Genomic DNA, 21,843 nt, shown 5'->3' with positions numbered 1-21,843 from the left:
CAACAAATCTGGCTTAAAACAGTCGCCAGACGGGAATGGCGGCCTTTGCCGGAAAACGCAAATAGCTGTGAGAAATGGGTATTTTGCCGCAGGGCGATCGTCAGGTTTAATCAGGGTTCACTGAGCAGAGGAGAACAGAGTATGAAAGGGTTCTGGCAGCACTTTACGCGTTATTTTGAAGGCCCCTCTGGTATGGCAACCTTTGACAGCTGTCGCGTGGTCGAGGCGATGATACCGATGATCGAACTGTACGGTGTCGATCTCTATGAGCTGACCACGCCGGAGCCGCGTGGACAGGATGAAAACCGCTAACGCAAGCTTATCACTGCTGCCCGACGACCCAGGTTAACACCTCGTCGGGCTGCACCTGCGCTCTGCCAATAAACTCCCGCCCGGCCACCATCTCTGTTGAAAAAGTGTGCGTCAGCCGCAGCGTCAGCTGTTGCAGATCGTCACTGCAGGCCACCACTTGCGCCGCGCTGAAATCCATAAACTGCAACAGCTGCGGATAGAGCGCTTTGTACAGGCTCTCCTTTAGCGAGAACACCACCGTCAGAGCCAGGTTAAACGGCAGGCTGCACTGCTCCAGCAGGCGCTTTTCCGCCGCGTTGATTAACATATGCTGGGTTTCGGCGGCAGTTTCCGCCGTCATCAGGCGTTCGCAATCCACCCCCAGTAGCAGTCCGCGCTCCCGCGTCAGCAGCGCGCATACCCGATGCTGCGTATGGGACAGCGACCCACCGATTCCCTCAGGCCAGACTGGCGCGCGGTCTTCCCCGTTACGCAGCACAAAACCCTCAATCCCCAGCGTTTGCATCGCCTGCTGAATGCAGTAGCGGCTGACCAGATATTCAGCGCGGCGCTTTTTCACGGCGCGAATGAGATGCGCGGGTGGGGTGATGTTCAAGGTGCTGAACAGGGATTCCGCAAACTGGCTGGCGTCGAAATGCACATCAAGTAGCAAAATAGCCGGATAGTCGTCGAGGGGGCGCAGGGTGTAGTTACTGAACAGTGGGGTGCTTAGGGCAGACATAGCCACTAACCTGTGTAAAAAAGATAAAATATTTAAACAGGTTAATGGCCGGATATCAAAAGCTACTTTAACGCATCAGTGATTTGGCGGTATCGCCATGCTTTTCAGAGAGACGACGAAGTGATCGTCACCCTTGGAGATTTTAGCGCCGCGGTCACACCACTGGCTGGCCAGGCGAAAGAAATCATCGCTGCCGATGTCGTAAGCCAGTTCTACTTTGCTAATCCCGGAGTACAGCATTTCTTCTGCATCTTTAAGGTTTTTTGCTTTGATCGTCGCCATGGGTTTGATCCTGTTTACGGATTGCCGGGAAAGTGTAGCGACAGCCTATGATATTACTGTGACAGTTTTGTTGCAGGGTTGAAAATTGAGAAGATCGCCACAATTTTACGACCAGTGAAAACTTTAGCTACAGTGAAAAAAAACTGTAAAGAGGCGCCTTTTTTCCTCCCCTTTTTCGCCGCGTTAACTACACTTTTTAGCCTTTTCAGGGCAGGAAATTCTGAAAATCGATGTAAGACGGCAGTCTTAATACCAAATTCTGCGCAGCGGTCTAATGTTAATAAGGTTATAAAAACAACAAGGCGATAAGGGTCTGGAGATGTTTACTTTTTATTATATTAATAAATTACCACAGCAAAATGGCCTGTACGGCGTCCATGTCAAGGGCTGTCGCCACCTTCCTCCCGTGCAGCAGCGCGAGTTTCTCGGCAGTTTTTTCTCAGCAAGCGATGCATTAAGAGTGGCCAGGCTGCGATTCGGACCGGTGACCCGCTGTCAGTCCTGTCTGCATCCCCAGGGAACCCCGCCGGCCCGCCGTCAGCGTCAGCAGGCAGGTAAAGCACAGCCGGGCAGTGGCAAGCACTGCGGCCAGTAGCCCTGAAACAAAAAAGGAGCTAATCGTAAGATTAGCTCCTTTTCTATTGGAGTATTTTGGTCGGCACGGAGAGATTTGAACTCTCGACCCTCGCCACCCCATGACGATGCGCTACCAGGCTGCGCTACGCGCCGACAGATGACGTTATATTACTCAACTTCACTTCGATTGCAAGCGGCTAACATCTTGACTGCGCAGGATTTGTGCAGTTAATTGGCGATAAAGCGCTTCTCGTCGGTCAACACCTGTAATAGCAGTGCCAGCTGCGGCTTATGGTCTTTCAGACTATTGCCCTGACTATCCCATGCGGCATAGCTGCCGTTATTATCCAGCGCCAGCGTCTCCTGTGGGGTGGTGATCAGCAGCTGATGGTTGGTGCTGCTGGCAACCCAGTTATGACGTCGCTGAGCGGCAAACAGATCCTCGCCCTGCGAGTAATCCACCGCAGGGGTGCTGACGTGCAGCAGCCGCTGCATCAGGGTGGTCATGATGTCCTGATGATCGGTGAGTTTATTCACGGTTTGCGCCGGCGTGTTTGGCCAGTGTACTACCAGCGGCACCTGCAGCATTTCACGATTCCCCGCTACGGCTTCGCCATCCAGCACTACGCCGTGCTGGGCGGTGATCACCACCACGGTATTCGCCAGCAGACCTTTCTGATCGAGCGTGGTCAGCACGTTCTGAATCTGTTTATCCACGTTACCGGCTGCGCGGTTGTAGTGGCGCAGCGTAGTTTTATCCGCACTGTTGCTGTCATCTGCCGTCGACAGGGAAATATAGGAGAACCACGGGCTGCTCACATTTTTATGGCTGTCCAGCCAGCGCTGCCACTGGCTGGTGGTATCCGCGTTGGACTGATTTTGCGCGCTCGGCAGTGAGAAGTCGGACAGCAACGCCTGACGATACAGCGGCGAATTAAAGCCGTCGCTGGCAAACAGGCCAAACTGGTAACCCTGCTGGCTTAGCGCATTGATCAGCGTTGACGGCACGCGCGACGACAGCACACCGTCCATATAGCTTGGTGAGATACCGTAGAACAGGCCGAAAAGACCGCTGTCTTCTGAGCTGCCGGAGCTGAAGTGCTGGCTGAAGCGCACGTTATCGTCGGCGAAGCGCATCAGATTGGGCAGCGATTTCGCCATTGAGGCTTCATTCAGGCCATCAACGGTGATCACCAGCAGATTATTGCGCGTGCCTTTATCGCTGAAGGTGATGTCGTTAAGCGGGTAAGCCACCGATACCGCTTCTGGATTGCCCTGCTGGACCAGACGGCGCTGGTACTCCTGCGCATCCAGCAGCCCGTGTTTTTCCAGGAAGCGACGCGCGGTCATTGGATAGGAGAGCGGCAGGTTAGAGCGCTGCATGGTGATCGGGCGATAGAAGTTAGCATCTGCCCAGATATACATCAGATGGCTGGTAAAAAACGCGGTGATAAACAGCCCGGCCAGCGGTTTACCAAAGCTGCGCCGGTTGAGGCTGCGCAATTTCTGCCAGCTCCACGTCGCGAATAGCATCTCAACGAGGAAAATCGCCGGCACGCTGATAAACATCAGCTGCCAGTCGCGCGCCATCTCACTCTGGTCGGGGTTAACGACCAGTTCCCAAACCACCGGATTCAGGTGCAGGTGGAAGCGGGCGAACACCGCGCTGTCGATGAGGATCAGCGTCAGCCCGGCGGTGGCAATAATCGCCGACAGGAAACGCAGCAGGCGTTGCGACATCACCACAAAGGTGAGCGGGAAAACAATCAGCAGATAGGCGGCAAAGACAATAAAGCTGAAGTGACCAATCCAGCTGCTGAAAGAGTAGATACGTCCGGCCAGCGAGGCTGGCCAGTCGGAGACAAACAGGTAACGGCTGCCGAGAACAAAGGCAAAAATGATGTTAAACAGGGCGAACCAGTGCCCCCAGCTGATCATCTGGGAGACTTTTTCTCGGTAGCGCTGTCGATTTGTTACCATAGCGGGATCGGGGCGTCTCTTTAGTGGGCTTTGTCGTTGTTGATCACGGAAGCCTGCAGGGCTTCGGCAAACGAACGAGCCATATGCTGGCGCTGCGCAGGTGCCACGCTGGTGTTAAGTAGATTGGTCACCATATTTCCCAGAACCATCAGGGAAAGATCGGTTGGGGCCTGGTTTTGTTCCAGAACCTGCACCATTTCTGCGAGGATGCGTTCCACGCGTTCGTTACTGTAGCGAGATGATTGGGCCATGAGGTCAATTTTACTGAGATTTAAAAGGCGCTATCTTACCGTAAGAGCGCATTTTTTTCTGCATTTTTATCGTAATCATCCGCGTAAACTTGTTGCAGTTGATCGTAAAGGCGCACAGTGATTGAATACGCGCCTGTGCTTAAAGGAGAGTTTACCATGAGTCTGGATATCGACCAGATTGCCCTTCACCAGATGATCAAACGTGACGAACAAACGCTTGAGCTGGTCCTGCGCGATTCACTGCTGCCGTCCAATGTGACCGTGACGGCGATGATGGAAGAGCTGCATCGTGTTTACAGCGCCAAGAGCAAAGCCTACGGCCTGTTCAATGAAGAGAGCGAGCTGGCCGATGCGCTGCGTAACTGCCGCAAGGGTGAGAATGACTTCCTGGCGTTCAGCCGCGCGGCCAGCGCACGCCTGCGCGATGAGCTGGGCAAGTACCCGTTTGCGGAAGGCGGCATTGTGCTGTTCGGCCACTACCGCTATCTGGCGGTTGAGTACCTGCTGATTGCGGTGCTCAGCAGCCAGAACAGCATGCGCGTTAATGAAGAGCTGGATATCAGCAGCACGCACTATCTGGATATCAACCACGCGGATATTGTCGCGCGTATCGATCTGACCGAGTGGGAAACCAATCCGGAATCGACGCGCTATCTCACCTTCCTGCGCGGGCGGGTAGGACGTAAAGTCTCCGATTTCTTTATGGACTTTCTCGGCGCCAGCGTCGGGCTGGACACCAAAGCGCAGAACCGCGGCCTGTTACAGGCGGTGGATGATTACTGCGAAGAGGCGAGCCTGGATAAAAACGAGCGTCAGAACTATCGCCAGCAGGTCTCGACCTACTGCAACGAGCAGCTGAAGTCCGGTGAAGAGATTGAACTGGCGGAGTTGTCGAACGAGCTGGCGCCGCTGGGAGAGAAAACCTTCCAGGCGTTTACCCAGGAGCAGGGCTACGAGCTGGAAGAGAGCTTCCCGGCCGATCGCAGCACGCTGCGTCAGTTAACCAAGTTTGCCGGCAGCGGCGGCGGCTTAACCATCAACTTCGATGCGATGCTGTTAGGCGAGCGTATTTTCTGGGATCCGGTGACGGACACGCTGACCATCAAAGGCACGCCACCGAACCTGCGCGACCAGCTGCAGCGCCGCACCAGCGGGAAGTAGCCGCAGGGAAGAGGGGGGCCATAACGGGTCGATGCTACCACTCTTTTTAGGGGCTGACCGCTAAGGTATCCTCTGAATTGCCCCCTCGCTATACGCCTGCTAACCGGTCTGAGCACGCCGGAACGGCAAAAGACGCTCCCTGCGGGCCTCGGCACGCGGCATCCCTGCCGCGTGACGTCCGGCTTACCTCAGGCTGAGCTCAGCCCCCGCTATCATTGTGCTCGCTGTGGGTTTACAACTGCGACGATGAGGCTATGTTGAAAGCAGCCTTCCTCCTCAAAGCGACAGCTGTCATCCCGCGATAATATTCAGATCAATTTTTATGGGGATACCTCAGGGGCGACCTTATTACTGAAGAAATTCTAGTAGGTAGAAGTTTTCGGAAGTTCGACCAAGATGCTTAATCTCAACCTATGCTGGCTCGGCAGGCATTTGAGGTAGTGAAAAGTAATCTTTTTCAATTTTCCTGATTTCTTTCCAGTCCGTATCCAATTGTTCGAATTTCTTATGAAACAATCCGACCATACCGATGGCTGTCTGTAAGCCTGTAGTGACCTGAAGTATGTCACCGGGCTTCACCCAGCGCTTTACACTAACAAAAGACGGGAGGTTTTCAATTCTGTCCCACGGAAAGCCCCTGAATTCACGATCTGAGACTGGCGAAACCAACAGTATATGACCGCAGAAGCCGCTGAATACGGGGTCCTGACTGATGCTGTCGATAAAATGTGACGTATTAACAAAGGCGTTTACTGTAGCGGAAACATGGTTTTCGCCCGTAACGGCTGTGGTCAATAAAGGGTCGAGGCTTCCATGAAGGCGGGAGTTCAGCTCAACGATGACCGGGCCTTCACTGGTTAACATAACTTCCATGTGTGATGGGCCATAATTTAGCCCCACCACATTCAAAACCTTTTTAGCGTAATCAATAAGCTGTGAGTAACTCTGCTGCGTATGATCGACCACCATCATTTTTTCAAGCCGTGGCGACTCGCGGCGGTCGCGATCAACTTGCCATACGCTGACAACTTTGTGAATTCCCTTAAAAGACACGATGTCAACAATAAATTCCTGACCTTCTGTACAGGATTGAACCAGAATTTCATTCTGATCTTCATTATAATAAGATTTAGAGTTGAGAATGCTTTCAGAAGCCTCCCGGATCTGAGAGAGGGTGTGGCATACCTTTACTCCGCTTACACCTGCTCCGCGTGTAGGTTTCACCACGACCGGCAGGGTCAGATGAGTGCGTGTCCATTCCACGATCCCAGCAACCTGATCTGACTGATACTGTTTTGGCGTGAGTAAACCGCTACGGTGCAATATTTCAATCTGTTCATATTTATGACGGCGGGCTTTTGCCAGATGCCCGGGGTTTTTATAGGGGACGTCAAGTGCATCAGCAAGTTCGGAGGCAAGCTCAATGCCACTCCCCCCGCCTGGTAAAACCACATCGATTTGCAAATCTTTCAGCATATTTGCCAGCACACTAATGTCTCCCTGGTAAACGACACTACGTATAAAGTCTGTATGAATGATTTGCACTTTGAGCCGATCTGGCAGTGACTCACTGCTGAGTACGTGCACGCATTTAATGCCATAAGAACGAAAAGCAGGCGCCAGATAGGCGCTGGTTGATGCACCATCCACAATGGCCACAGTATTTATTAATTTCATTTAATCAGTCTCGAGTTGATTAGTCCGCATTAAAATTTTTGTGTAAACGTATGCCCTGCGATTGCGGTTCCTCAGGTGCTGTGGGCCATAAGTGATGTGTATAATGTCATTCTTCAATTCTCCACTTTCAGCAAACGCCCAGGGCAGCGGATCGCTTTCCAGGAAAAAATTAACGCAGGCATAGGCGTCAGGAATAAACTTCACGGGAACAGTAACGTCTTTCCCCTGAAGTTTATTGAGAAGGTTTTCAATCATGTCGAAGCTGTAGGCATCGCGTACAATGTCACAGATAAAACTGCCTGCAATTCTGGGATTCATTTCAATAATGCTTGCCAGACCATCATTCACAATGCAGTCAATATGAACCGGACCCCAATTCAGCCCTGCTGCTTCGACTGCTCGAGAACCTGTTTCGATAAGATTGCGTAGCGCTTTCTCATCTATATTAAGTTCTGAAGTATAGCCGCGTTCAAAAAAATCATTGCCGTAACGTTTAGACTTGCGTATGGCTCCCACATATTTCCCGTCAAAATATTCCACGCAGTATTCTGCACCTGGTAAATATTCTTCCAGAAGAATAATATCGCTGGGAACCAGGTCGGGTCTCAGGTTTTTTTGTTCGGCAAGGAAATTAAGGTGGCTGATGACTTCAGAGTAAAGATTGCATAGTTTTACACCATTGCTGGCAGTCCCCTCTGAGGGTTTTACAACTACTGGAAATTCAAGTTTGTCGAGGATTTCTGATTTTTTTTCAAGTTCTGAAAGGCTAATTTTCCAAAACCCGGAAGTGGGTATTTTATTAGCGCTGAATATTTTCTTCTGTTGATGTTTTGACACTGCACGGGAGACGCACAAGACGTCTGGCCCTGGAAGATTAAGCGCCGAGTTTACCTGCGCTGTAACACATGCGTACACATCGTTTAACGTGGTGATTCTCAGGCTGGATTCAGGAGTTGGATAATTTCCCTTAATCCAGTTAGTGATGATACTGACACTTGAGGTTATATACTCTATTACAACGACAGGAGAAAAAATTCCGTCTATTTTGTCCTCGGGGTTGCTTATTATTGTTACGTCAATCCCTCTGTTTAGCGCAGTATCAACCAGTGTCAGGCTGGTTCCCGTTTTGCGGATGCCAATAATTACAAGCCTCATCATGCTTACTCTCCTGTTTGAAATGATTTCTTTACAGAAACAATACGGCCAGTATGACTCCGGCCATCCGCAGCACTGCTGAAATATCAAAGGCAAGACTGGCGCCCACTGTCATATTATCAGTGGTACCTGTCATCATGGCGCCTAACAGCGCCACGCCCAGCGCACTCCCTACCTGACGTGATGCGTTGAAGATGGCCGATGCAGTTGCAGAGCAGGTTGACGGGACATTGCTCAGAATGGCTGATGTGAGAGCAGGCGTGCTTATTCCAGAGCCTATCGCCAGTAACATCATGCACAGCATGATAACGTAATAAGGTGTATTCTGCTCCAGACCGTGTAAAAGCAGGAAGCTAAGAACAGATAAAACTCCGCCGCCAATAACCGTCATGCGGGATGTGAAATGTCTGGCAAGCCGACTGCTTGCTACATTGGCAATTATAATCACGGTAAAAGGCAATAAAGCCAGCCCTGTCTCAGTAGGCGTATATCCCTTTACACTTTGGAAAAAAATACTCAGAATAAATATCAGGGCATAAAAAGTCAGATTTGAAAGTAGTCCTAAAATAACGGAAATTGTTAGTACAGGGCTGCGAAATAAAGTGAGCGGTAACATAGGATTTGCAGCCCGTGATTCTCTGGCCAGAAATAATAATGCAGTGGTTAGTGCCAGGATAAAACCAGTCCATATTGCCGAGGAAAACCATCCTTTTGCCCCGGCTTCAATAACGGAGTAGGTGAGTAAAAACAGAAATAAGATTGCCAGAATCTGGCCGGGCGTATCGAAGCTTTCACTTTTAGTTGCCCGTGTTTCAGCCACAAACCGGTGGGTTGCCCACAAGCTTAATAAACATACGGGAAGATTTACCAGGAAGATGGCGCGCCATCCAAAACCTGTTATGAGAAGCCCCCCTGCGACCGGTCCCATGGCGCTTACACCTCCCCCGATAGCACTCCACCATCCGATTGCATGGCTTCTCGCTGCTGAATCTTCTGCGCACGCGTGTGAAAGTAGCGCCAGAGAGGTTGGAAGTATAAGCGCCGCGCCGGCACCCTGAAGGCAGCGAGCCGCGATAAGTAGGTCGACCGACTGTGCAAGCGCACATGTCAGGGAGGCCATACAGAATAGTAAAAGACCGGCATTAAAAACATTGCGGCTTCCAAACCGGTCTCCGGCAGATCCGGCTGTAAGCAGCAGGGCAGCAAATGAAAGGGTATAAGCGTCAACCACCCACTGAAGCCCTGATATACCTGTCCGTAAGCTGCTTCCAATTTCCGGAAGTGCAACATTCACTATTGTGACATCCAGTTGGACGACAATGAAACCGAAGCTGGTTGCAAGTAAGGTTCCCGTTATATTACCGGCGCCACCCGGAATGTAGCGCTTGAGGGATGTCCGACTGGCTGGTTTCATTAACATTCCTTTTTGGCGTTAGCGGTGTCGTAAAGGCTTTACGCTGCTGATGATGCAGTTTTAAGATTTGTCTTTTCAGACGCTGCTATTTTGTTTGTGGGGTCAAATACGCGATCTTCTACAGCAGTGAACTCTCTGAAGTTCCACAGGTTTCGGGCAACGAAAACTCTCTGAACCCAGCGAAGTGCACGATCATTTTCATCAAAATTGGGTTTAAAACTATCACGGGAATGCAGAGTGAAACTGTTATTGATGAGTATCAGTCTGCCAGGGTTTATCTGAATGCCAAATGAGACTTCACGTACCGCCTGATAAAGGTTTTCAAGAGCCTGTTTGGCGCTTTGATTAACTGCAAGCACCATATCAGGGTAGAAAGCCACGGTGACACGTGGAGCAGAGATAGGGCCTGAAAGAATTGGGCTTAAGTCCGTATTATCACGTGGTTCAGCAGAAGCGCCACGCCAACGGTACGGCACGCGAATAATAAAATTTTTGCCATAAAGATGTTTTATATCTTCCTCAGAAAGTTTTTCTAACGCCCGGCGGCAGTCTGAAATACGGGTCTGTGGGCCCCCGTGAAGTTCACCACGTACGCCAAGTAATATAAGAGCAAGAGGTGAGGTGTCACCTTCTGGCATATACGCTTGTGCGGCATTTTCGATATGGAAATCAAGCTCAACTTCAGATCCAAGACCGGTAAATTCTTTTGCGGCCTCTTTATGTGGTGTAAGATTATTTACCAGCTCATGACCTTCATGAGCAATAGAATATGGTTCACCGATAAGTACACCCATCGTCACCAGTACATTTTCGCTTAATACGCCATTTTTGAATGCATTGCCGGTTTCTCTGTGGCGGGGGCTTCCAGTGACACCCTTGTCTATTGGAAGATTATCAATTTGTAAGTAACCGAGAGCGCTAGATGAAAAGCTTTTAATTCGATTGATTGCTGTTATTACACGCTCAGGAAATGTCGCATAAGCAACCTTACGGATTTCGTTTAGATACAAATCAGAACCCGATGGGTCGTAAGCAATATTCTCAAGAACTGAACGAACATATTCTGATTCTTTCGTGCTGAGAAGAATATGTTGATCTACATTTAGCTTCATTTGATAAATCCTCTCCAGGGTGAGGTTTGGGGTGGTATCCTTATAGAACGATACAAAGGCTACTTTACAAGACCTGAAGGGATATATTCTGATTCTTTCGTGCTGAGAAAAATATTTTATCCTACTTTAAGCTTCAATTGATAATCCTCATCCAGGATGAGATTGGGGGATATGTCTTTACAGGATTATATTGAGCCTACTGCCGTAAAATATTTTAGCTAAACTTTATTTAATGAATGATTGTTAACAGTTTTTCATATGCATGAAATGTAGTGATGTGATGGACCTTTTCTGAAGCAGCCCCACAAAAATTAATTTAAATATAATCGCGGAATGACAGGTATCAGGAAGGATGCTGCGTGCTGAGGCCCGCCCCCAATCACCACAATATTCAGACGAAAAAAAACGCCGCAGATGCGGCGTTTTCTTTACATCATTTTCACTCGGGCAATTAAGCGCGAACGAAGTCGATGTGGTGCAGTTTTGGCTTGAACGGGTGACGCTGGACAGCCTGCACTTTAACTTTGGTTTCTTTACCATCTACAACCAGAGTCAGCACTTCTTCGTAGAAACCAGGCTTAGTCTGCTGGTTCAGTACGGAGTCGTGGTCCAGTTCGATAGCTACAGCTGCTTCGTTTCCGCCATAAATGATTGCCGGGAATTTGTTAGCTGTACGCAGGCGGCGGCTCGCACCCTTGCCCTGCTCTTTACGAGTTTCTGCTTTAATAGTGAACATTGTTAAGTCTCTTCAATTTTTAATCCTGCTACAGGCGACCCAGCAGCAGTCTGGATTGTTCAGCTTTGACCGGGTGAAACCCGGCAAAAGCGGGCGGGATTATAGCCGAATACCGCCCCCCAGGCAACGCAATAACTCAGCGCAGCTCGTTTGCGCGGCGAAAACGCCCCTGGTAATCAAACACTTTCTCGCGAATTTGCCAGAAATGGCGCTGTTTGCGCGCCACCACAAAATCAGGATGGCGCAGTAACGGCTGCAGGGCGATCACATCAGCGGCGGTTTTCCAGCCGAGCGGCACGCCGGGAGCACGCTGATGCGGGCGTAGGAACAGCTGCTCAAAGGCCGTACGCTGCGCCGGGGTTTTCAGGCGAAAACGCTCGCTGACCTCGGTGGCATCTTCATCGTAATAGCGTGCTTTCAGCCACTCGCCGTGTTCGTCGCTGCCGCTCTCCAGCACCATTGCGGCACAGCGCAGCACCAGCGCATCCTTCAGCTTTAGCGCGGCTTTCAGCATATCATCCGGGTCAACCAGAATGGTGTCGCACTCGCGGCAGCGGCGGGCGGCGATATCGTTTTCGGCATTGCACTGCGGGCAGTTTTTAAAACGGAAGCGATAATCGCACTGCTCACGCAGGCCGTCATCATCCTCCAGCACGCCCTGACAGCGGCGGCCAAAATGCTCAATAAGGGTGCCGTCAGCGGTGGTCTTCCCCCAGAAGGTATTGGCAAAGCCGCAGCCGGGGCAGAACACCTGCACCGGCTGGTTATCACTTTTGCCCTTCGGTGCGCCCACTTCCGGGGTGAACAGATCGTGAGGGTTGCCGGCATAGTCGAGGATCAGGCAGTCGGTTTTGCCGGGGCTGAGGCGCAGGCCGCGCCCGACGATCTGCTGATACAGGCTGACGGACTCGGTCGGGCGCAGAATGGCAATCAGATCCACGTGCGGGGCATCGAAGCCGGTGGTCAGCACCGCTACATTAACCATGTAGCGCAGCTCGCGGGCTTTAAACGCGGCAATCAGCGCGTCGCGTTCGGCGGCCGGGGTTCCGGCACTGATCAGCGCCTTACTGCCGGGCAGCAGGCCGAGCACCTCACGCGCGTGCTCAACGGTGGCGGCGAAGATCATCACGCCCTCACGCTGTTCGGCAAACTCAACAATCTGCTGAATGATATGCGGCGTGATGCGCTGCTGCTGCTTCAGCTCGCGATTGAGATCGGCTTCGCTAAACAGGCCGTTTTCCTGCGCCTGCAGGCGGCTAAAATCATACTGCACCACCGGCATATCCAGCCGCTCCGGCGGCACCAGAAAGCCGTGTTTAATCATGTAGCGCAGCGGCAGCTCATAGATGCAGTCGCGGAACAGCGCGCGTTCATTGCCGCGCACCATGCCATGATAGTGGAACTGGTAAATCCAGCCTTTTCCCAGACGGTAAGGCGTGGCCGTAAGCCCGAGCAGGCGCAGCTGCGGATTATGCTGGCGCAGCTGGTTGATAATCTGCTGGTACTGGCTGTCGTCGGCGTCGCTGATGCGGTGGCACTCGTCGACAATCAGCAGCGAAAATTCGGCATCGAACAGCTCAAGGTTGCGTGCCACCGACTGCACGCTGCCAAACACCACTTTGGCGCGGCTCTCTTTGCGCTGCAGCCCGGCGGCGAAAATGTCGGCGTCCAGCCCGTAGGCCTGATACTTGGCGTGGTTCTGCGCCACCAGTTCCTTAACGTGCGCCAGCACCAGCACGCGTCCGCGCGCCACGCGTGCCAGTTCGGCAATCACCAGACTTTTTCCGGCACCGGTCGGTAGCACAATGACGGCGGGCTGGCTGGAGCGGCGGAAGTAGCTGATGGTGGCATCCACTGCTTCCTGCTGATAGGGGCGTAGGGTAAACGACATGAACACTCGTAAAGCAGCAACAAAGGCATATTATGCCACGAAATTACTTTGCGAGTACGATCCCCTCTGTGCCTTGTGGGTTTCTACCGCTATAATGTGCATTCCATTCTGGATGAGCGTTCAGCGCCACATCCAAGACATAATTTTCCGTTTTCACCCCAAATAACAGGCAGTGCAGAGTTAATGCGACTTGATAAATTTATTTCCCAGCAGCTGGAAGTCAGCCGCGCCATCGCCGCACGCGAACTTCGCGCCAATAAAATCACCGTTGACGGTGAAGTGGTACGCAGTGGTGCCTTTAAACTCAGCGCGGAAAGCGCAGTAGAATATGACGGCAACCCGCTGCACGTTCAGGTGGGGCCGCGCTACTTTATGCTGAATAAGCCGCAGGGCTATGTCTGCTCAACGGATGACCCGGATCACCCGACGGTGCTCTATTTCCTCGCTGAACCGACCGCTTACAAACTGCACGCCGCTGGGCGTCTGGATATCGACACCACCGGGCTGGTGCTGATGACCGATGATGGTCAGTGGTCGCACCGCATTACCTCTCCACGCCATCACTGCGAGAAAACCTATCTGGTGACGCTGGAATCGCCGCTCTCTGACGATACTGCCCGGCAGTTTGCCGACGGCGTGCAGCTGCATAATGAGAAGACCCTGACCAAACCGGCGACGCTGGAAGTGATTGACCCGCAGACGGTGCGCCTGACCATTAGCGAAGGGCGCTACCACCAGGTTAAACGTATGTTCGCCGCCGTCGGCAACCACGTGGTGGCCCTGCACCGTGAGCGCATCGGCGCGATTGCCCTGGATGCGGATATGGAACCGGGTGAATACCGTCCGTTAACAGAAGAAGAAATTGCCAGCGTCGGTTTGGCGCGTTAAGACTTTTTTAAAGGGTGGGTGCGTGGCTAAGGATAAGAATTCCTCTGTGGGTCTGGTGGTGATCCTCGGACTGCTGGCGATGTTAATGCCGCTGTCGATTGATATGTATCTTCCGGCGCTGCCGCAAATCGCCCGCGAATTCTCGGTCTCTGCGGGCAGCGTACAGATGACGCTAAACGCCTATATTCTTGGCTTCGCGCTCGGGCAGCTGGTATATGGCCCGCTGGCGGACAGCTTTGGCCGCAAACCGGTGATTGCCGTTGGCACGCTGATCTTTGCGATTGCTGCCGGGGCCTGTGCCATGGCGCAGACCATCGATCAGCTGATTGTCCTGCGCTTTATGCATGGCCTGTCGGCGGCGGCCGGCAGCGTGGTGATCAGCGCCCTGATGCGTGACACTTACTCGAAAGAGGAGTTTTCACGCATGATGTCTTTCGTGATGCTGGTCACCACTATTGCACCGCTGCTGGCACCGATTGTCGGCGGCTGGCTGCTGCTGATTTGGAGCTGGCACGCGATTTTCTGGACCATTTCGGCCGCGGCCGTCATCACCACCGTGATGGTGGTGACCCAGATCAAAGAGACGTTACCGCACGATCAACGCCAGAAGTTTAACCTGCGCACCACCCTGCGTAATTTCCTGTCGCTGTTCCGCCATAAGCGCGTATTCAGCTACATGCTGGCGAGCGGCTTCTCGTTTGCCGGGCTGTTCTCGTTCCTCAATGCCGGTCCGTTTGTTTACATCGAACTGAACCACATCTCGCCGCAGGATTTCGGCTATTACTTTGCGCTTAACGTGGTGTTTCTGTTCCTGATGACGCTGCTTAACAGCCGCTGCGTGCGCCGTTTTGGGCCGCTGGTGATGTTCCGCCTTGGGCTGCTGATCCAGTTCACCATGGGCGTCTGGATGGTGATCGTTAGCGCGCTGAACCTCGGCTTCCTGCCGCTGGTGTTTGGCGTGGCGATGTTTATCGGCTGCGTGGCGATGGTGTCATCCAATGCAATGGCGGTGATCCTGGAAGAGTTTCCACATATGGCCGGTACTGCGTCTTCGCTGGCGGGCACGCTGCGCTTTGGCGTGGGGGCGCTGGCTGGCGCACTGCTGTCGCTGATCACCTTCAACAGCGCATGGCCGATGGTGGGCGCGATCTTTATCTGTGCGACCGTGTCGATTGTGCTGTTTACCTACGCTTCACGGCCACGTAAATCGGATAGGGTGGGCTGACCCCGGGCTGACTCCAGGCTGACCCCGGGCTGACCGAAAAAGAGGGTCAGCCCCTACAGTGTAATCGCCCGCCGTAGGGGGCGACCATTTTTTCCGGTCGCCCCGTGCCGAGGATCTGCGCCGTCCCCGATGAAGACCTATTTTCCCGGTCGCCCCGTGCCGAGGATCTGCACCGTCCCCAATGAAGAGCCTTTCTCCGCTCGAGCCATATCACCTGGCTTCCCCACTAAAACCCTGCTCAATATGTTGATTATTTGTAAAAATATTTCGCAATAAGTAACCAGATTGCAGCAAAATTGGTTGTGATTGCCCGGCGAACGCGGTAAATATAACGAATAAATGAGAGGTAGCTCTCAAAAAAACCGCCGAACGCAGGATTTATCCCGCTGAAGGGTAAGCAGTTGCAGGGTAAATAGTGCCAGTTATTAATGAGTTGCTTTGCTGGCGCCAATTGATGATTTACCTTGTGAATTATTTGTGAAAATATTGTTTAAAATTCGCTCTGGGGAACCCTGTTGAATACGTTACAACATTCAGTAGTACATCGTTTGCCGCAAAGCTATCGCTGGTGCGCCGGGCCTGTTGGCATGGCTGTCGAACCACGCGCACTCAACCTCCTGAACAGCGATGACGATGTGATCGGGCTGCGCCTGCTCAGCCATAGCGGGGCTTCTGCGTGGGAAATTATGCAGAAGATTGAGGCCGCGCTGGCTGAAATTCAGCTCAGCTGTTCGGTGCTGGAGTGGGAAGGGGAGCCTTGCCTGTTCGTCCAGCGCGAAGACGAATGCGCCACCACCTGCCGTCTGAAAAACTTTGGCGTAGGCATTGCCGAGCCGTTCTCAGGCTAACGCCAGCAGCTGGCGCGTATACTCCTGCGCTGGCGCGCTAAACACGCTTTCGCACATGCCCTGTTCCACCACCTCTCCCTGCCGCAACACCACCACCTGATGGCATAACGACCGCACCACGCGCAGATCGTGGCTGATAAAGATATAGGCCAGCCGGTGCTGCTGCTGAAGATTTTTCAGTAGCGCGAGGATCTGCTTTTGCACCGAACGGTCGAGCGATGAGGTCGGTTCATCCAGGATGATCAGCTGCGGCTGCAGGATCAGGGCGCGCGCAATGGCAATACGCTGGCGCTGACCGCCGGAAAACTCTGACGGATAGCGCTGGCGCGTAGCCGGATCCAGCCCAACCTCTTCCATAGCGGTTATCACGCGCGCCTCGCGCTCGGCTTCATTCAGCTCGGGATGGTGCACCTGCAGACCCTCGGCGATAATCTGCAGCACGTTGAGGCGCGGGTTGAGCGATGAGTTTGGATCCTGGAACACCACCTGGATCTGACGGCGAACCGGCAGCATCTTTTTACGGTTCCACAAATGCAGCGGCTGCTGTTTAAACCAGATCTCACCCTGCGAATGCAGCAGGCGCAGCAGGGCCAGCCCGGTGGTGCTTTTGCCAGAGCCGGATTCCCCCACCAGCCCAAGGCTCTCACCCGGGCGCAGCGTAAAGCTCAGTGACTTCAGCGCGTGGTGATAGCCCACAGTGCGCTTCATCAGCCCCTGTTTGATTGGGAAGGCCACCTGCAGATTCTCTACCCGCAGCAGCGGCTCCGCAGCACTGTCAGCCGGGTCAGGCTGGCCTTCCGGCTCGGAGTCCAGCAGCTTTTGCGTATAGGGATGCTGTGGTGCGCTGAACAGCTGCTGGGTGCGATTATGTTCGACCGCCTGACCGTTGCGCATCACCGTGACGCTGTCCGCCAGCTGGCGCACGATATTCAGATTGTGCGTGATAAACAGCAGGCCCATATTCATCTCCTGCTTCAGCTCTTTCAGCAGCACCAGGATCTGCGCCTGCACCGTCACATCCAGCGCGGTGGTGGGTTCATCGGCGATCAACAATTCAGGCTGGGTCAGCAGCGCCATGGCGATCATCACGCGCTGACGTTCACCCCCGGAAAGCTGATGCGGAAAATCACTCAGGCGCTGCGCGGCATTGCGGATGCCCACGCGATCAAGGCAGCTGAGCATCTCGGCCCGTGCGGCTTCACGGCGCATGCCGCGGTGCAGCGACAGCACCTCGTACAGCTGCTTTTCGATGTTGTGCAGCGGATTAAGCGACACCATCGGCTCCTGAAAGATCATCGCGATGCGGTTACCGCGCAGGCCGCGCAGCGTGCGCTCATCGGCGTGCAGCACGCTCTGCCCGGCAAACAGAATATCACCCTGCGGATATACTACCGGCGGCGTTGGCAGCAGGCGCATCACCGACAGGGCGGTGACGCTTTTTCCGGAGCCGGACTCGCCGACCAGCGCCAGCGTCTCTCCGGCATCGACCGACAGCGACAGCCCCTCGAGCACGCGGCGCTCTTGCGCGCCCTGACGAAAGGCAATGCTCAGATCCTGAATCGAGAGTAGTGCCATATCAATACACCTTGCTGGGGTCAAAGGCGTCGCGCACCGCTTCGCCGATAAATATTAACAGTGACAGCAGGATCGCCAGCGAGAAGAAAGCGGTCAGGCCAAGCCACGGCGCCTGCAGGTTGTTTTTGCCCTGCAGCAGCAGCTCACCCAGCGACGGCGAACCCATCGGTAAACCAAAACCGAGGAAATCGAGCGAAGTCAGCGTCGTGATTGAGCCGCAGAGAATAAAGGGCAGGTAGGTGAGCGTGGCGACCATCGCATTGGGCAGCATATGGCGCGACATAATGCGCCAGTCGCTGACGCCCATCGCCTGCGCGGCGCGGATATAGTCAAAGTTACGCGTGCGCAGGAATTCGGCACGCACCACCCCCACCAGGCTCATCCAGCCAAACAGCACGGTGATGCCCAGCAGCCACCAGAAGCCGGGCTGGATCACGCTGGAGAGCAGGATAATCAGGAATAGCGTCGGCATGCCCGACCACACTTCAATAAAGCGCTGGCCCCACAGGTCGACCCTGCCGCCGAAATAGCCCTGAATCGCGCCGGCGAGGATGCCAATCACGCTGGAGGCCAGCGTCAGCATCAGCCCGAACAGCAGCGAGATGCGGGCGCCGTAAAGAATGCGCGCCAGCACGTCGCCGCCATTGGCATCGGTGCCCAGCCAGTTCTGCGCCGAGGGGGGGAAGGGAAGGGAACATCGGTGGCAAAGTTAATGGTGTCGTCACCAAAGCGCACCGGCGCCCAGATTGCCCAGCCGTTTGCTGCCAGCCGCGATTTCAGCCAAGGATCCTGATAATCCGCCGGGGTCTCCAGCGGGCCGCCGAAGTCGCTTTCGGTATAGTTCACCAGCAGCGGGAAATAGGTGCGGTCGTGATAGTGCACCACCAGCGGCTTATCGTTGGCCAGCAGCTCTGCGCCCAGCGACAGGGCAAACAGCACGGCAAAAACCCACAGCGACCAGTAGCCGCGGCGGTTATGGCGGAATCGCGCCCAGCGCGCCTGATTAATCGGGTTTAAACGGCTCATTAGCGGCCCTCAAAATCAATACGTGGGTCGACCAGCGTATAGGTGATATCACTGAGAATATTGAGCAGCAGGCCGATCAGGGTGAAAATATACAGCGTGCCGAACATCACCGGGTAATCGCGCTGGATGGTGGCGTCATAGCCAAGCAGCCCGAGGCCGTTGAGCGAGAACATCACTTCAATCAGCAGCGACCCGGTAAAGAACATGCTGATAAAGGTGGCCGGAAACCCGGCAATCACCAGCAGCATGGCATTGCGGAACACGTGGCGATAAAGGATCTTTTTCTCGTCCAGCCCCTTTGCGCGTGCGGTCACCACATACTGCTTGCGGATCTCATCCATAAACGAGTTTTTCGTCAGCATGGTCAGCGTAGCGAAGCCACCAATCACGGTTGCCAGCACCGGCAGGCAGATATGCCACAGATAATCTGTGACCTTGCCGTACCACGGCAGCGTGTCGAACTGCGGGGATACCAGGCCACGTAGCGGGAACCAGTCGAGGTAGCTGCCGCCGGCAAACAGCACGATCATGATGATACCAAACAGGAAAGAGGGGATGGCGTAGCCGACAATGATCAGCGTGCTGCTCCAGATATCAAACGCGCTGCCGTTGCGCACCGCCTTTTTGATCCCCAGCGGGATCGACACCAGGTAGATGATCAGCGTGCTCCACAGCCCTAACGTCACCGAAACCGGCAGGCTCTCTTTAATCAGCTGGATCACCGAGCTGCTGCGGAACAGGCTGTCACCGAAGTCGAAACGAATGTAGTTCCATAGCATGGTGAAGTAGCGCTCGTGCAGCGGCTTATCAAAGCCGTAGCGTTTGGTGATCTCCGCGATTACCTCCGGGTCCAGCCCGCGCGAGCCGCGATACTGATTGTCGCCCGGTGAGGCATTGAGCGAACTGCGCCCGTGCGCCGCGCCCTCTCCGGCGGCGCCAGGCATGCCGGTGGTCTGGCCGAACTGAATATTGGCAATCGCCTGATCGACCGGGCCGCCGGGGGCAATCTGCACAATAAAGAAGTTGATAGTAATAATCGCCCACAGCGTGGGAATAATCAGTAATAAGCGACGAATTAAATAAGCACCCACAGTCTGGCTCCTTAACGACGTTGCGCCGGCAGCTGTGCGGCTTTATTGACATCGTACCACCAGTTGTCGATGCCCTGCGCATAGGTCGGGCGCGTGGTCGGCATCGAGAACTTGTTCCAGTACGCATAGCGATCGTTGGCGGCATACCACATCGGGATCATGTAATAGTTCCACAGCAGCACGCGATCCAGCACGCGGCCCAGCGGCAGCAGGGCATTTTTGTCGCCCTGATGCTGCACAATCTGCGCAATCAGATTATCCACCAGCGGGCTGGTCACGCCCGGCGTGTTCCATGACGAGTCGATATAGGCCGAAGCCCAGACAATCTGCAGCTGCGCATCCGGCGTGGCAAACGCCAGGTAGCGCGTAGGCAGCATATCGAAATCGCGCTTGCGCAGGCGCGCCAGATACTGCGAGCTGTCAACCTGGCGCACGTTCATGGTAATGCCAATACGCGCCAGATTATGCTGGAACGGCAGCACCCACTGGTCGTTGCCACCGCTGCGCAGCAGCAGTTCGAAGCGGAATGGCTGGCCGGTTTTCACATTCACCAGCTGCTGATTTTTCAGCTCCCAGCCCGCCTGCTTCAGCAAATCCAGCGCCTGCATCAGTTTGCCACGATCGTAGCCAGAAGCGTCCGACTTTGGCGGCTGATAGATCTTATCAATCACCTCCGCCGGATACTGGCCCTTTAACGGCCCTAAAATTTCCAGCTCTTTGGCATCCGGGTAGCTGCGCGCCGCATATTCGGTGTTCTGGAAATAGCTGTCGACGCGCCGGTAGGCGTTATAGAACAGCGCTTTGTTCATCCATTCAAAATTGAACAGCAGGGAGAGTGCTTCACGCACCCGGCGGTCGGCAAACTGCGGCTTCTGGATATTAAACGCCAGCCACTGGGTATCAGTGCTGACGGTATTAGGTACCTCATCCTTAACGATATAGCCGCGTGCAAAGTTATTGCCGCTGTACTGCGTAGCCCATTTCTTGGCCGAGCCTTCGGCGCGGAAATCAAACGCCCCGGCCTTAAACGCTTCAAAGGCGACATTATCGTCCAGATAGTAGTCATAACGCATGGTGTCGAAATTGTAGCGACCTTTATTCACCGGCAGGTTTGCAGCCCAGTAGTTTTTCACCCGCGTATAAGTGACGGACTGGCCCACTTTATAGGCAGTGATGCGGTACGGACCGCTGGACGGTGGCGGTGACGGCAGCGGGTCGGCGAGGTTGTGATCTTTCCAGAAGCTTTTCGGAAAAACTTTCGACGACAGCAAAGAGAGCATCTGATCACGGTCCGACTTTGGCAGCTCAAAACGTACCGTCAGGCGCGAAATGGCTTTTGCCGTTACGCCCTTATAGATCACGCGATACTGCGGCACGCCCTGGGTCATAAACAGTTTAAAGGTGAAGGCCGCATCTTCAGCGGTAATCGGCGTACCGTCGTGGAAACGTGCGCGCGGATTGATACTGACCTCAACCCAGCGGTAATCATCCGGGTAGCGCGCGAACTCGGCCACCAGCGGGTAAAGGCTGCCGGTTTCATCATCCGAGGAGGTAAACAGCGTGTCGTACAGCGACTCCGTTCCTACGGCCGGGTTGCCGCGCATGGCGTAACGGTTAAAGTTGTCGTAGGTGCCAATGGCGGAGAGGGTAATAGTGCCGCCTTTCGGTGCGGCCGGGTCGGCATAATCAAAGTGGTTGAAACCGCTGGCGTATTTCGCTGTACCCAGCTGAGCAAAGCTGTAGCTCACATTAATCTTTTCCGCCTGCGCAACGCTGGCGGTCAGGCCAAATAAAGTCAGGGCAACAATACGCGCAATCATGGTTTCATCGGCTCCCACCTGTGAGGGGTCAGTAATCTGCGTAAGCCTGACACCATTAGCCGGGCGGAGCAATGATATTAAAGGCTTTTTACCCGTTTTGAC

At 53.9% G+C, this 21,843-nt stretch carries 18 protein-coding genes, 1 tRNA gene and 1 pseudogene; 5 read left to right on the top strand and 15 right to left on the bottom strand.

Features of this window, described 5'->3' with window-relative positions:
- Nucleotides 1–141 precede the first annotated feature (141 nt).
- The gene (locus ACLI4M_RS01985) at nt 142–312 is read left to right on the top strand and encodes a hypothetical protein (protein WP_166643171.1); all 171 of its coding nucleotides are present in this window, start codon (nt 142–144) and stop codon (nt 310–312) included.
- 10 nt (nt 313–322) lie between these two features.
- Here ACLI4M_RS01985 and ACLI4M_RS01980 read toward each other — a convergent pair whose 3' ends face one another.
- The 5 genes from ACLI4M_RS01980 to ACLI4M_RS01960 all read right to left on the bottom strand — a co-directional run bounded on the left by ACLI4M_RS01980 (nt 323) and on the right by ACLI4M_RS01960 (nt 4,122).
- Nucleotides 323–1,033 (bottom strand): 4'-phosphopantetheinyl transferase family protein, encoded by a 711-nt coding sequence (locus tag ACLI4M_RS01980; protein ID WP_133623229.1) that lies wholly within the window; start codon nt 1,031–1,033, stop codon nt 323–325.
- A gap of 75 nt (nt 1,034–1,108) precedes the next feature.
- Nucleotides 1,109–1,315, bottom strand: coding sequence for a hypothetical protein (locus tag ACLI4M_RS01975; protein ID WP_048915491.1), 207 nt, complete (start codon nt 1,313–1,315; stop codon nt 1,109–1,111).
- 652 nt (nt 1,316–1,967) lie between these two features.
- Nucleotides 1,968–2,044 (bottom strand) — tRNA-Pro (locus ACLI4M_RS01970).
- 75 nt (nt 2,045–2,119) lie between these two features.
- Nucleotides 2,120–3,871, bottom strand: a complete 1,752-nt coding sequence (gene yejM, locus ACLI4M_RS01965; RefSeq protein ID WP_133623230.1) for an LPS biosynthesis-modulating metalloenzyme YejM — start codon at nt 3,869–3,871, stop codon at nt 2,120–2,122.
- 20 nt (nt 3,872–3,891) lie between these two features.
- Nucleotides 3,892–4,122: a YejL family protein gene (locus tag ACLI4M_RS01960; protein WP_048915494.1), complete on the bottom strand. Its 231-nt coding sequence runs from the start codon at nt 4,120–4,122 to the stop codon at nt 3,892–3,894.
- A 156-nt stretch (nt 4,123–4,278) separates the two neighbouring features.
- Between ACLI4M_RS01960 and yejK the strand changes: the two genes are divergently transcribed.
- Nucleotides 4,279–5,283 carry a nucleoid-associated protein YejK gene (gene yejK, locus ACLI4M_RS01955; protein WP_133623231.1) on the top strand — a complete coding sequence of 335 codons (1,005 nt, stop codon included), beginning with the start codon at nt 4,279–4,281 and terminating at the stop codon, nt 5,281–5,283.
- Between the two features lie 411 nt (nt 5,284–5,694).
- On the opposite strand, the gene ACLI4M_RS01950 is transcribed toward yejK, so the two are convergent.
- The 6 genes from ACLI4M_RS01950 to ACLI4M_RS01925 all read right to left on the bottom strand — a co-directional run bounded on the left by ACLI4M_RS01950 (nt 5,695) and on the right by ACLI4M_RS01925 (nt 13,268).
- A complete protein-coding gene (locus ACLI4M_RS01950; protein ID WP_133623232.1) occupies nt 5,695–6,960 on the bottom strand; it encodes an ATP-grasp domain-containing protein in 1,266 nt (421 codons plus the stop codon).
- The gene (locus ACLI4M_RS01945; protein ID WP_133623233.1) at nt 6,961–8,118 is read right to left on the bottom strand and encodes an ATP-grasp domain-containing protein; all 1,158 of its coding nucleotides are present in this window, start codon (nt 8,116–8,118) and stop codon (nt 6,961–6,963) included.
- A gap of 28 nt (nt 8,119–8,146) precedes the next feature.
- Nucleotides 8,147–9,529: an MFS transporter gene (locus ACLI4M_RS01940; protein WP_208864878.1), complete on the bottom strand. Its 1,383-nt coding sequence runs from the start codon at nt 9,527–9,529 to the stop codon at nt 8,147–8,149.
- Nucleotides 9,530–9,567: 38 nt separating this feature from the next.
- Complete coding sequence (locus ACLI4M_RS01935) at nt 9,568–10,641, bottom strand: TauD/TfdA family dioxygenase (protein ID WP_133623235.1); 1,074 nt, start codon at nt 10,639–10,641, stop codon at nt 9,568–9,570.
- Nucleotides 10,642–11,092: 451 nt separating this feature from the next.
- Nucleotides 11,093–11,377 carry a 50S ribosomal protein L25 gene (gene rplY / locus ACLI4M_RS01930; RefSeq protein ID WP_048915499.1) on the bottom strand — a complete coding sequence of 95 codons (285 nt, stop codon included), beginning with the start codon at nt 11,375–11,377 and terminating at the stop codon, nt 11,093–11,095.
- 136 nt (nt 11,378–11,513) lie between these two features.
- On the bottom strand, nt 11,514–13,268 hold the full coding sequence (locus ACLI4M_RS01925; RefSeq protein ID WP_133623236.1) for a DEAD/DEAH box helicase: 1,755 nt from the start codon (nt 13,266–13,268) through the stop codon (nt 11,514–11,516).
- A gap of 183 nt (nt 13,269–13,451) precedes the next feature.
- On the opposite strand from ACLI4M_RS01925, the gene rsuA reads away from it, so the two are divergent.
- From rsuA to ACLI4M_RS01910, 3 genes are all read left to right on the top strand, one after another.
- Nucleotides 13,452–14,156 (top strand): 16S rRNA pseudouridine(516) synthase RsuA, encoded by a 705-nt coding sequence (gene rsuA / locus ACLI4M_RS01920; RefSeq protein ID WP_099754029.1) that lies wholly within the window; start codon nt 13,452–13,454, stop codon nt 14,154–14,156.
- Nucleotides 14,157–14,178: 22 nt separating this feature from the next.
- Nucleotides 14,179–15,381 (top strand): Bcr/CflA family multidrug efflux MFS transporter, encoded by a 1,203-nt coding sequence (locus ACLI4M_RS01915; protein ID WP_133623237.1) that lies wholly within the window; start codon nt 14,179–14,181, stop codon nt 15,379–15,381.
- Between the two features lie 515 nt (nt 15,382–15,896).
- Entirely contained in the window at nt 15,897–16,229 is a 333-nt protein-coding gene (locus ACLI4M_RS01910; protein ID WP_253536791.1) for a YejG family protein, read from the top strand.
- On the opposite strand, the gene yejF is transcribed toward ACLI4M_RS01910, so the two are convergent.
- From yejF to ACLI4M_RS01890, 4 genes and pseudogenes are all read right to left on the bottom strand, one after another.
- On the bottom strand, nt 16,221–17,804 hold the full coding sequence (yejF, locus tag ACLI4M_RS01905) for a microcin C ABC transporter ATP-binding protein YejF (RefSeq protein ID WP_133623239.1): 1,584 nt from the start codon (nt 17,802–17,804) through the stop codon (nt 16,221–16,223). The two genes, ACLI4M_RS01910 and yejF, sit on opposite strands and share 9 nt — an antisense overlap.
- Nucleotide 17,805: 1 nt before the next feature.
- Nucleotides 17,806–18,830: pseudogene (locus ACLI4M_RS01900) on the bottom strand (microcin C ABC transporter permease).
- The gene (locus tag ACLI4M_RS01895) at nt 18,830–19,921 is read right to left on the bottom strand and encodes a microcin C ABC transporter permease YejB (RefSeq protein ID WP_048915505.1); all 1,092 of its coding nucleotides are present in this window, start codon (nt 19,919–19,921) and stop codon (nt 18,830–18,832) included. The pseudogene ACLI4M_RS01900 and the gene ACLI4M_RS01895 overlap by 1 nt, the downstream one beginning before the upstream one ends.
- A gap of 11 nt (nt 19,922–19,932) precedes the next feature.
- Entirely contained in the window at nt 19,933–21,741 is a 1,809-nt protein-coding gene (locus tag ACLI4M_RS01890; RefSeq protein ID WP_133623241.1) for an extracellular solute-binding protein, read from the bottom strand.
- Between the last annotated feature and the right edge of the window lie 102 nt (nt 21,742–21,843).

This window comes from Erwinia sp. LJJL01 (genome assembly GCF_047300805.2).
Classification (GTDB): domain Bacteria; phylum Pseudomonadota; class Gammaproteobacteria; order Enterobacterales; family Enterobacteriaceae; genus Erwinia; species Erwinia aphidicola.
This window is presented reverse-complemented; position numbering and strand designations above follow the sequence as displayed.

Coding starts and splice junctions, on each gene's coding strand:
- ACLI4M_RS01980 (WP_133623229.1), bottom strand. CDS start 1,033: ATGTCTGCCCTAAGCACCCCACTGTTCAGTAACTACACCCTGCGCCCC.
- ACLI4M_RS01960 (WP_048915494.1), bottom strand. CDS start 4,122: ATGGCCCAATCATCTCGCTACAGTAACGAACGCGTGGAACGCATCCTC.
- rsuA (WP_099754029.1), top strand. CDS start 13,452: ATGCGACTTGATAAATTTATTTCCCAGCAGCTGGAAGTCAGCCGCGCC.
- yejF (WP_133623239.1), bottom strand. CDS start 17,804: ATGGCACTACTCTCGATTCAGGATCTGAGCATTGCCTTTCGTCAGGGC.
- yejK (WP_133623231.1), top strand. CDS start 4,279: ATGAGTCTGGATATCGACCAGATTGCCCTTCACCAGATGATCAAACGT.
- yejM (WP_133623230.1), bottom strand. CDS start 3,871: ATGGTAACAAATCGACAGCGCTACCGAGAAAAAGTCTCCCAGATGATC.
- ACLI4M_RS01890 (WP_133623241.1), bottom strand. CDS start 21,741: ATGATTGCGCGTATTGTTGCCCTGACTTTATTTGGCCTGACCGCCAGC.
- ACLI4M_RS01945 (WP_133623233.1), bottom strand. CDS start 8,118: ATGATGAGGCTTGTAATTATTGGCATCCGCAAAACGGGAACCAGCCTG.
- ACLI4M_RS01950 (WP_133623232.1), bottom strand. CDS start 6,960: ATGAAATTAATAAATACTGTGGCCATTGTGGATGGTGCATCAACCAGC.
- rplY (WP_048915499.1), bottom strand. CDS start 11,377: ATGTTCACTATTAAAGCAGAAACTCGTAAAGAGCAGGGCAAGGGTGCG.
- ACLI4M_RS01940 (WP_208864878.1), bottom strand. CDS start 9,529: ATGAAACCAGCCAGTCGGACATCCCTCAAGCGCTACATTCCGGGTGGC.
- ACLI4M_RS01935 (WP_133623235.1), bottom strand. CDS start 10,641: ATGAAGCTAAATGTAGATCAACATATTCTTCTCAGCACGAAAGAATCA.
- ACLI4M_RS01985 (WP_166643171.1), top strand. CDS start 142: ATGAAAGGGTTCTGGCAGCACTTTACGCGTTATTTTGAAGGCCCCTCT.
- ACLI4M_RS01925 (WP_133623236.1), bottom strand. CDS start 13,268: ATGTCGTTTACCCTACGCCCCTATCAGCAGGAAGCAGTGGATGCCACC.
- ACLI4M_RS01975 (WP_048915491.1), bottom strand. CDS start 1,315: ATGGCGACGATCAAAGCAAAAAACCTTAAAGATGCAGAAGAAATGCTG.